This is a genomic window from Aminobacter sp. P4_D5 (assembly GCF_056401815.1).
On record NZ_JBFUIP010000203.1, the window covers coordinates 1 to 9,011 of the forward strand.

At 56.5% G+C, this 9,011-nt stretch carries 14 protein-coding genes; 6 read left to right on the top strand and 8 right to left on the bottom strand.

What is annotated here, in order from left to right; all coding sequences use genetic code 11:
* The 3 genes from AC1DWF_RS27615 to AC1DWF_RS27625 form a co-directional block, all read right to left on the bottom strand.
* Positions 1-549: PAS domain S-box protein (locus AC1DWF_RS27615; RefSeq protein ID WP_476842295.1), on the bottom strand; the 549-nt coding region annotated here is incomplete at its 3' end.
* A gap of 83 nt (positions 550-632) precedes the next feature.
* Entirely contained in the window at positions 633-1,130 is a 498-nt protein-coding gene (locus AC1DWF_RS27620; protein WP_476786527.1) for an HD domain-containing protein, read from the bottom strand.
* A 73-nt stretch (positions 1,131-1,203) separates the two neighbouring features.
* Positions 1,204-1,449, bottom strand: coding sequence for a DUF982 domain-containing protein (locus AC1DWF_RS27625; protein WP_476789607.1), 246 nt, complete (start codon positions 1,447-1,449; stop codon positions 1,204-1,206).
* A gap of 222 nt (positions 1,450-1,671) precedes the next feature.
* Here AC1DWF_RS27625 and AC1DWF_RS27630 point away from each other — a divergent pair, with 222 nt between their 5' ends.
* From AC1DWF_RS27630 to AC1DWF_RS27640, 3 genes are all read left to right on the top strand, one after another.
* Positions 1,672-1,905: a hypothetical protein gene (locus AC1DWF_RS27630; RefSeq protein ID WP_476786529.1), complete on the top strand. Its 234-nt coding sequence runs from the start codon at positions 1,672-1,674 to the stop codon at positions 1,903-1,905.
* A gap of 233 nt (positions 1,906-2,138) precedes the next feature.
* Positions 2,139-2,447 carry a DUF1236 domain-containing protein gene (locus AC1DWF_RS27635; RefSeq protein ID WP_476786530.1) on the top strand — a complete coding sequence of 103 codons (309 nt, stop codon included), beginning with the start codon at positions 2,139-2,141 and terminating at the stop codon, positions 2,445-2,447.
* A gap of 401 nt (positions 2,448-2,848) precedes the next feature.
* The gene (locus AC1DWF_RS27640) at positions 2,849-3,121 is read left to right on the top strand and encodes a glycine zipper domain-containing protein (RefSeq protein WP_476786532.1); all 273 of its coding nucleotides are present in this window, start codon (positions 2,849-2,851) and stop codon (positions 3,119-3,121) included.
* Between the two features lie 226 nt (positions 3,122-3,347).
* On the opposite strand, the gene AC1DWF_RS27645 is transcribed toward AC1DWF_RS27640, so the two are convergent.
* The 3 genes from AC1DWF_RS27645 to AC1DWF_RS27655 form a co-directional block, all read right to left on the bottom strand.
* Positions 3,348-3,986, bottom strand: a complete 639-nt coding sequence (locus AC1DWF_RS27645; RefSeq protein ID WP_476804220.1) for a DUF6766 family protein — start codon at positions 3,984-3,986, stop codon at positions 3,348-3,350.
* Between the two features lie 25 nt (positions 3,987-4,011).
* On the bottom strand, positions 4,012-4,623 hold the full coding sequence (locus tag AC1DWF_RS27650) for a cysteine hydrolase family protein (protein ID WP_476842296.1): 612 nt from the start codon (positions 4,621-4,623) through the stop codon (positions 4,012-4,014).
* 124 nt (positions 4,624-4,747) lie between these two features.
* Entirely contained in the window at positions 4,748-5,245 is a 498-nt protein-coding gene (locus AC1DWF_RS27655) for a DUF6894 family protein (protein WP_476788986.1), read from the bottom strand.
* Positions 5,246-6,211: 966 nt separating this feature from the next.
* Here AC1DWF_RS27655 and AC1DWF_RS27660 point away from each other — a divergent pair.
* The 3 genes from AC1DWF_RS27660 (at position 6,212) to AC1DWF_RS27670 (ending at position 8,021) form a co-directional block, all read left to right on the top strand.
* Complete coding sequence (locus AC1DWF_RS27660) at positions 6,212-6,712, top strand: YciE/YciF ferroxidase family protein (protein ID WP_476788985.1); 501 nt, start codon at positions 6,212-6,214, stop codon at positions 6,710-6,712.
* Between the two features lie 357 nt (positions 6,713-7,069).
* On the top strand, positions 7,070-7,381 hold the full coding sequence (locus AC1DWF_RS27665) for a PepSY domain-containing protein (protein ID WP_476786538.1): 312 nt from the start codon (positions 7,070-7,072) through the stop codon (positions 7,379-7,381).
* 22 nt (positions 7,382-7,403) lie between these two features.
* Complete coding sequence (locus tag AC1DWF_RS27670) at positions 7,404-8,021, top strand: general stress protein (RefSeq protein ID WP_476788984.1); 618 nt, start codon at positions 7,404-7,406, stop codon at positions 8,019-8,021.
* A 256-nt stretch (positions 8,022-8,277) separates the two neighbouring features.
* On the opposite strand, the gene AC1DWF_RS27675 is transcribed toward AC1DWF_RS27670, so the two are convergent.
* Both AC1DWF_RS27675 and AC1DWF_RS27680 read right to left on the bottom strand, forming a co-directional pair.
* Entirely contained in the window at positions 8,278-8,724 is a 447-nt protein-coding gene (locus tag AC1DWF_RS27675; RefSeq protein ID WP_476788983.1) for a DUF72 domain-containing protein, read from the bottom strand.
* Positions 8,621-9,011: DUF72 domain-containing protein (locus AC1DWF_RS27680; protein WP_476842297.1), on the bottom strand; the 391-nt coding region annotated here is incomplete at its 5' end. The genes AC1DWF_RS27680 and AC1DWF_RS27675, both read right to left, overlap by 104 nt.

Consider the following 9,011-nt stretch of genomic DNA (forward strand, 5'->3'; position numbering starts at 1 on the left):
GAGCTTGGTTGCGCTGTCGGTCACAAGCTGTGCGATTTTTTCCAACGACATATCACTGGATAAACTAGATACTATTCTATTAAACTCCTCGATACGCCTTGTCTTTTCATGTAATTCTGTCTCGGATTTTTTCCGTTCTGTGATGTCAACAAGTACATTCACCGCCCCGGTTAATATGCCGTGTTCATCAAAAGTCGGAGTCGGGAACGGCAAGATTGACACCTTCGTCCCGTCGGGGCGCACTGCAACTAATTCCTCTCCCCTAATCGGTCGCCTCTGTTTTAGGGCTCGAGCCATGGGGCATTCGTCGTGCAGCAATAGCGAGCCGTCGGACCGGCGCAATTCCCAACTCACGCACCAGAGGTCTTTGCCGACCTCAGGAGTGCGTCCCGCGAGGTCTTCGGCCGCCTGATTAAAATAGGTGATGATGCCGTTCGCGTCAGTTGTATAGACAGCAAGCGGCAACTCATCGAGCGTCTCACGATATTTCGACCCGATCAAACTCCCGTCGGGTGAAAGCAATTTGGAGAGGACATCGTTGCCAGTCATTTCTCCCCCGCAAGCGCAGCCCCCGGAGAACGCATTCGCGGACGGTTGGTTCCTGCGAGGGTCTACAGTTCCTCCGACCACTTTTATTGGAGCGAACACACTGATGAATTTGTCATTACAGGCCGTGTCGCCGCTCGACTAGGCGGCCAAATTTTGACGTCGAATTTCAGGTCAATTTTGGCTCGAGGATTTCTAGCGCCCGTACGTACTTGTCCGCATCTTCCGGCAAGCCGTGTTCGACGACCGCGCGCAAATTGTCTTGCATCCGCGAGCTTAACGGGCTTGGCAAGTTGATTGGCTCCACTTCGCCTCACGAAGTCAAAATAGTCCTCGTTCTCCCGTCGTGTCATTGCGTCGACAGCCGACACGATCTCAGCTGGAAATCCCATCTCGACGAGGTCATCAAGGGTGACATCGCTCTTTTCGACTACGTCGTGAAGAACCCCGACAATCCGTTCGGCCTGTCTCGTTTGCGCAAGCATGACCCGAAGGGGATGAAGAATGTAAGGTTCATTGGCCTTGTCGAATTGCCCTTCGTGCTTTTCCGTTGCCAGGCGGATAGCAAGGCCCAGCAATGACATAGTTTCATTCCTCCCCAAAAACGGCGGCCAGGAAGTGTGATGGTGGCCTTCCTGATAGCTACGGAGGGCCAATCTAGCTTCTATCCTCCGGTTGTTCGGCCAGTATGCCAGCCTCATTGCAGAATGTTTCAAAAGCCTCCCTAGCCTGATCGATGGGAATGGAGCCGTTGATTGCACCCTGCAGCGCCTGCTCTGCCAAATAGAAGAACGGGTTGCGTTTATCGAGCGGCCACTGTTCGAGGAACTCGACTGCGTCGGGAACGGAGACGATATTCCGGAGAGAGAACTCGCCGCCCTTTATCCAGATGATTGGGCTCATTTCCATGCTACTCAACGCGCATGCTGGGGAGACGGTTGCACCGATAGCAGATTTTGCCGATCAACTCTGAATCGGCCCCGTTGAAGAAAAAGCGAGCTCATCACATTCCACGCGACTAGACTCCACCGACACCATCGAAACTCGTTCTGTGAGCAGAGATAATCTCCATCGGATCGATTTCCCCCAGTTGCGCGTTGGTTCGCAACTGAGAGGAGTATGGCCATGGCCGCAGTTATGTGGTTCGGCGCGTTGCTGGTCATTTGTGGGATTGTGATGCTGGCATTTGCAGCCATTTACAGAGGCCATCTGAGCGACAGCCACGCAGACCCGATTGCTGGCCGCACGCTGGAGCCTTGGCGTCGTGGCGCAGTTTTCTTTGGAACCGGTCGCAACTGGCCAGGCTTGCTATTGGTCACCATTGGCGCGATCACGCTATTAGCGGGGGCGTTCGTTTAAAGCTGTTCCTGTGGCCTCTAGGGAACCATCATTTGCCAGCTCGCCGGTGTTCTTGAACGCAGATTAAACGCAGATGCCTCTGCACTCTTGGCCGCTAGTTCAGTTCGTATGAAGACCACATCCGTTTCCTTCAGCGGAACCCGTTCTGCCTTCCCTTGCTTGACGCAGGGGACGATTGCGGAACTGTTTCGCCCGACAGCGGTTATTAGGGCCTCAAACCCCAGGAGGCAGATATGACTTTCCAAAGCACGTTGGCCGCTACTATCCTTCTCGCTGGAACCGCTCTTGCGACTGCCCAAACTGTCGTGGTTACGCCTGAACAGGAGGTCGTCGTCCGAGAATATGTAAAAACCAATCCGGTCGTGGTGGAACGTCCGTCGAACTTTGAACTGATAGTCGGCGCGATCATCCCGGATATTTTCAAGCCGGGCGAACTTGCTGAAAACACCCTGCCGACCAGGTATCAGTACGTCGTAATTGATGGTCGCACCGTGCTGATCGACCCCCAAACCCGCAAGGTGGTGCATATCATTGAAAGGTGACGTTTCTCGTCCAAGAAGACGGATTCCGGTGGGGCGAGGCTAACCCACGCTGGGACACCTCGCCTTCGACGGCCAGATCGACGATTATTTGCGCTTCGCATCCGGCTGGCGCGGCGGACGGGTCCGGGCAGCACGCAATCGCGCCGTTGCGTTTACGGCGACTCGTCCCTTCCTGCCGTCCCAATATCCCAATGCAGTTGACAAGCCCAGGGAAGCCGACGCTTGCACGTATTAGATCTAAAACGACGGCTGCCGCACCCCAGATCCATCTTGCAGCCCGCATGTGGCTCGTCATCACGCGAGCGAAATGTCGAGGCTTTTCAATGCTACTAAGCGCCACAAGCCGTGGATCGATTTTCGCTGTCGTGCATTGTACGGGCTTTCCTTAGGAGTGATTGGTGATGACGAAACTGGTGTTGAGCCTTGTGCTGATGGTGCCGCTTGCAGCCTGCTCGCAGACAGAGCAAGGCGCAGTTATTGGCGGCCTCGGTGGCGCTGCCGTTGGTAGTGCTGTTGCTGCTCCGGGAAATCGCGCCGAGGGCGCACTTGTCGGTGGCGCTGTTGGTGCCGTCGCTGGTGGCCTGATCGGCCGTGCAAATGAACCCAACCAGTGTCGCTTCCGTGACCGTTATGGCCGTGCCTATGTCGCACCCTGCCCGAGTGGCTACTACTGATCCGCTATCCAAATCGATGATACCGCCGAGGCGCTGACGCGCTATTCTTCCCGTCCGACCAAGATCTACCGCGACGCGCCAGGTGGGTGAAAGACCATGTCGGCATGGTTGTTAGCGCAAGCGCGGCGATGCCCCAGGAGCGATCCGATCTCGGCTTTGGACGGAGGCGATTCTGTTGCTTGAAGGGTCATGGTACGGGAGCATGATGTGCCGTGCACTAACCCACCTACGCGCCCGTTTCAGAGTTAGATGCGCCAGCAGGTTTCGACTCGGGAGAACCCTTGTGCCGAAGGAAAATTGATAGCACGACCAGGACCGCCGTAGACAGGAACTCGGATTGCCAGTTCTGGAAGGATTCGAACCAAAGCTGCGGGTCCACGACATAGCTTGCCAGGGATTGAACGGCACTGCCGTGCCGGATGGCAGCTTCATTCGCCGCCAACAGGCTTGCGCCCCAATGCAACCCAAAAGTGACGATGAACAGCAATGCCAAGGCTATTCCTAGTGAATAAGAATACAGCCACGACAAGATCGGCCTGCGGCTTTGCGTTGCCTGCGAAAGTTCATCCTTGGGCCGATCAGGATCATCGGGGTCGCGAGACTCTGCCGAGCCGCGCTGAAAAAGCACTGCCGTCAGCATCACATAGGCCGACATCTGCAGGAATTCGCTCTCCCAGTTCTCAAAAAGCGCAGACAGAAAGTCCCCGCTTTTCAAATAGGCCATCAGCCCCACGGCAGCCCCTCCATGCTCTCGGAGCTCCTCGTTGTAGGCAGCATGTCCCGACCAGACCATGCCCACCAGGCTGACCAGGAACATAGCCACCAGGGTAATCGTCAGTCCATTATCGCGGAAAAATGATTTCAAAATTGCTCTCCAACCCGATCCGTACCTATTGTCGCCAGCAATCAAGAACCTCTGCCATTTCAACGATTTCGACCTGCTCGCTGAAGCGGGAACGATATAGTTCCATCAACGCATCGTGCGTCTGATCTGCCGAGCCACAGATGGCATCCGTCACAAGGACAACCCGAAAGCCTCGGTCCATTGCGCCGAACACGGTGGCAAGTACACAGACGTCAGTCTCGCCACCGGTAATCACCAGCGTGTTGATCCCCGAACCATTCAGCATCGCGTCGAGCCCGCCTTCCGTCCACGGCGAATAGACACGCTTATCGAGAACCCTCGCTGGGGGTACATAGCGGCCCAGAGACGGCATCAATCCGACGACTCTTGGATCGATATTGACAAGAGTGACTTCCGCCCAGCGATGATAATACCGCGCCCACATGCCCGGTCCTTCGCCCGGGCGGGCAGCTKGAATGAAGCGCGTGAAGATCGTTTGCCGCGGACGATGCGCCGTCAATTCCTCAATTGCCGGGAGCACCTTTTCGGCCCAAGGCACAGCCCAAGGGCTGCCAGGCCCGAACAGTTGCTGCATGTCGACGCACAAATGCAGGGAGCTTTTCCCCAGCGGACCGTGCACAAGGCCTTTCGCTGCCATGATCAGTCCAGCGCCCCCTCGTGAAAGAACTCAAACGTCGGAGTGCTAGCATCCGATCTGCTCTGTTCGGCTACAGGGAGTGCACACTTAGTGATTTTAAACCGCCGGCGCGTCATTGTCTCAATCACCTGGCCTTTTTCGCCTCCTGCACGTCGATGGCGTAAAGCAATTCGCCCTTTTGATCGCGTACTCGCACCAGCCACCCGGTCAGATCATCCGGGCCGGGCTGCAGGTCGCCGAGAAGGTCAACGGCGCGGCGCACCCCTTCCTCGCGTGCAGCTTCCAGGCTCGGCATTATCGCTGGGGGAACGCGCCGGTCTGTATTACCGTCGCAATACTCGAAGATGTAGACGCGGCCATTCTCGTCATCGGCTGCAGTGACGCCGACTTGGTCAAAATTGCCGTTACTTTGCTTTTCATAGTCGTTGACCGCCAAATCGAAAGTGGCAGTTTGAACCAGGATTGCCCTCGCCCGATCGATGGCGGTCCCGTCATTTCCCGCTTCGACATTGGCCATATCGACGGTGACGCACTCGCCACCTTCCCCGCAAAAAATCACGCGCAGGAGCGGCTGTCCGTTTGGTGCGGTTGCCTGTGCAACTTCGGTGTGAATGATTTGCATGAAGAACTCCCGAGTAGGACCGACGGCCCGCCGTCGATCATGTGTTTGCCTTCGATCCAGCTTCCGTCCGCGGCCTCGACGCCGCCAGTGTTCTGATCATCAGCTACCGGTCCTCCTTGAGCGGTCGTCAGGACCTCCCTGTCGTCGGCTATCTGATGGAGCTCATCGCCGTTTCCTCTCAGGGCGGGGCTACCCGACTGTCTTGGGGTATTGGCCAGACTTTAATTCCTCGAAGAAGATGGGATTCAGGTGTGATCCAACGCCGATGCAGCGCTTAGGTTCCGCTGAGGTTGTCAACCGCGATTACCAGCCAACAACTCGGTAGGCATGGCTAGATAGCAGCGTTAGATGACACTCCGCCCCGCGATTCATGAACGCGGGATGCTGGTCACCCCTGGTCAGGGGCGCATCAAGATGCGGCAGCGGTTGGAGCGCTGGTCCATTGAGACCGCGACTATCGGGCCCAAAGCATAGATAATCTCAGCACCCACCGCGAGGAACCTACGATCAGATCCCGGATGAGTAACCCGCTCGCGGCGGCGGCTGCCCATGTTTTGATGCCATGGAGGGACGGTTAAGCCACGTCACGGAACGCCGACAGCTGCCTTGCGTTGATCCAGAGATCTTCAACGAAGTTTCAGGCCTGAAAGGGCTTCACCAATGAACGGAATTTTGCGGTTTCATTCCCTCGCACGACCAGGCGACGAGTTAGCTCCCGAGTTCCAAAAACTGCTCAGCAGGGCCGCGATAACCGCCGCCCGCGAGGCGACGCTCAATCGGCTGCGCGAATGTGGTGATACGTTTTCACAAGAACAAAACGCCCCAGATCCGGCGTGCAAAGCGCGGGTTAATGACATCGGAATAGCGCTCGACTCTGTTAKACACAATAAACCCGCTAGGGTTGGAACCGAAAGCTGAGCCGACCGTTCTGCTCCCCACGAGGGTCAATCCAGGGAGAGAATGAACATGCCAACTAAAGAAAAGGGTCTCGACGACCTGTTCTATGACACCCTTCGCGACATCTATTACGCCGAGCGCAAGATTCTGAAGTCCCTGCCCAAGATGGCACGTGGCGCGAGTTCACCGGAATTGAAGGCCGCCTTCGAAAAACACCGCCAGCAGACGGAAGGCCATGTTGATCGGCTGCAGCAAGTGTTTGAACTCCTCGGCAAGCGCGCGCAAGGAAAGACCTGCCCTGCCATCGACGGCATTCTCGAGGAAGGCGAGGAAATTCTAGAAGAGTTCAAGGGTACTGCCGCTGGCGACGCAGGCCTGATCTCCGCTGCCCAGGCTGTGGAACATTATGAGATCACCCGCTACGGCACGCTTCGCCGGTGGGCCGAGATCATGAAGATGCCCGACGCCGCGAATCTTTTTGCCGCGACACTCGCCGAGGAAGAGACCACAGATAAGGATCTTACGGTGCTGGCCGACAGCAAGGCCAACCGCGAGGCCTTGGCCGCATAACACACACGTGCCGAATTCTTGGCCTGCCGGTTTCGCCGGCAGGCTTAAACTTCCGGCGAAGGATCGGTGATCATCGGATGCTCCACTCTCTGATCGCTTGCACCGCACTAACGCCGGACAATCAACGTCTGGTCGTTTGAAGAGTAGTCTCCCGCGAAGGTACGGCTATATCGAGCCTACATATGGCCAGCGCACGCGCTATACGTTTACTCGCCGGGCCGTCCTCCGTAGATCGCCCGATCCATGTAGAACTTAAGTGGATGCACAAACTTTAATAATTCGGATTCGCGAGTTTTTTTGGGGAACTATTGCAGCGCTCCAATGTTCTCCTCCCGACAATAGTCAAGGAGAACACGAATGAAAAATTTGATACTTAGCGCGGCATTGCTGGCCGCCTCGTCGCTTTTTGCCCAAGCCCAGACCCAGCCATCAAGCGACGGTGAGACTCCTGCTATCGCTACTCCGGATTCTGCGAATCCGACAGCGCCAGTAGCAGGCGCAAACAGTTTCACTGAGGCCCAAGCCAAAGAACGAATCGAAGACGCAGGGTTCCAAAATGTCTCTGCGCTGGTGAAGTCCGAGAGCGGAATCTGGCAGGGCAAAGCTACAAAAGACGGCAAGGACGTAGTCGTTTCGCTCGACTACCAGGGCAACGTAGTAGCCCAGTAACCATAATATAAGGATGAAAACAATGGTAAGTGTGACAGGACTGTTTGATAATTATTCCGACGCAAAAGCTGCGGTCGATAAGCTGGCGCAAGCTGGCATTACGAACGAAGACATCAGCTTGGTCGCCAGCAATGCAGATGGCTCTTACGACGACCATGATTCCGATACAGCCGAAGCTGCAGGCAAGGGAGCGGGCATCGGAGCGTTGGTTGGCGGGGCTGGGGGCTTGCTAACCGGCCTTGGCGTGATGGCTATCCCGGGGGTGGGGCCAGTGGTGGCAGCGGGTTGGCTGGCGGCGACTGCTGCAGGTGCTGCCGCTGGCGCACTGGCGGGAGGTGCGACCGGAGGCCTAATCGGGGCGCTGACTGATTCTGGAGTACCGGACGAAGACGCCCATGTCTATGCGGAGGGGGTTCGACGTGGCGGAACACTCGTTACGGCGCGTGTCACGGAAGGAGCGGAAGAGGACGCTGCACGGTCGATCCTTCAGAACTCCAATCGGGTGGATATCAACGAGCGTCGGGCGGCCTATGCCGAGGACGGTTGGACCGCATTCGACGAAACCGCGGACCCATTCTCCCCAGAAGAGATCGAAGAAGAGCGCAGACGCTACGCAGCGCGAATTCCCCCAGTCGTCTGATACTCAAAAGCGTCAGCTTGAGCAAAACCCGCCCGGTGAAACCGGGCGGGTCACCTAGTGTTCGGCGGGGCACGATAAACTGGCAAGGCGAAGCGCCAGCCGGGGCATCACCAAGAGTTCACTCTAACGGCGGCCGGACAAAGGGCTTGGTCTACGGTGAAGACAATTCGTTCACGACCTTTCCCAGCCAGCAATGGCCGCGGGCAAGGACAAGGAAGTCAACTGGCTGCGTAAAGCTCAAAGCGGGCCGCGGGTCTCAATCATGGACAACTACGCATCTGCCGCTTGCCGGATGCTTTTCGAATAAACGGCGCATAGCCAGCGCATTCTTTGGAGCGAAGCCCTCGTAGTCGTTGTTGAAATAGACCCAAGCTCTCCTAGCGCCGCTAGCTCGGATTCGGTCAACCCATTGTGTTAGCTCGCATTCTGAATAGTCATGCCGGTACCAGCGCTCGGGACCGTGAAGACGCAGGTAAACATCGTCGGCGGTCCGCACCAGTTCATCAGGAAGACGTGGTGCGCTGCATGAGCAAAAGATTGTACCTGTTTCGCGAAAGGCCGAGTACACCGTGTCGTTCCACCAACTGACGTGACGAAACTCAACCACATTGCGACGCGCCGGATCGAGTTGTCCAAGAATGCTGTTTAATCTGACCTCCGTGAAGTGGTAACTCGGTGGTAGCTGGAATAGAAAGCAGCCCATCGGCGATCATACCGAAATCTTTAACGAGGGTTTCGGATCCTTCGAACTTCCTTATGTGAGTAATCAACTCACAGACCTTTACCGTGTAGACGAAGTCTTTTTCACCGGGCTGCCGCAGCCAGGCTTTCACATTCGCGACGGTTGGCCACGAATAAAAGGATGCGTTTATTTCGACGGTGTCGAACTGCTCCGCGTAGTGATTGAACCAACCGCTTGTGGGCAGATCCACGGGGTAAAATTGTCCCCGCCATTTCCAATAAAACCATCCCGAGCAGCCGACATAGGCG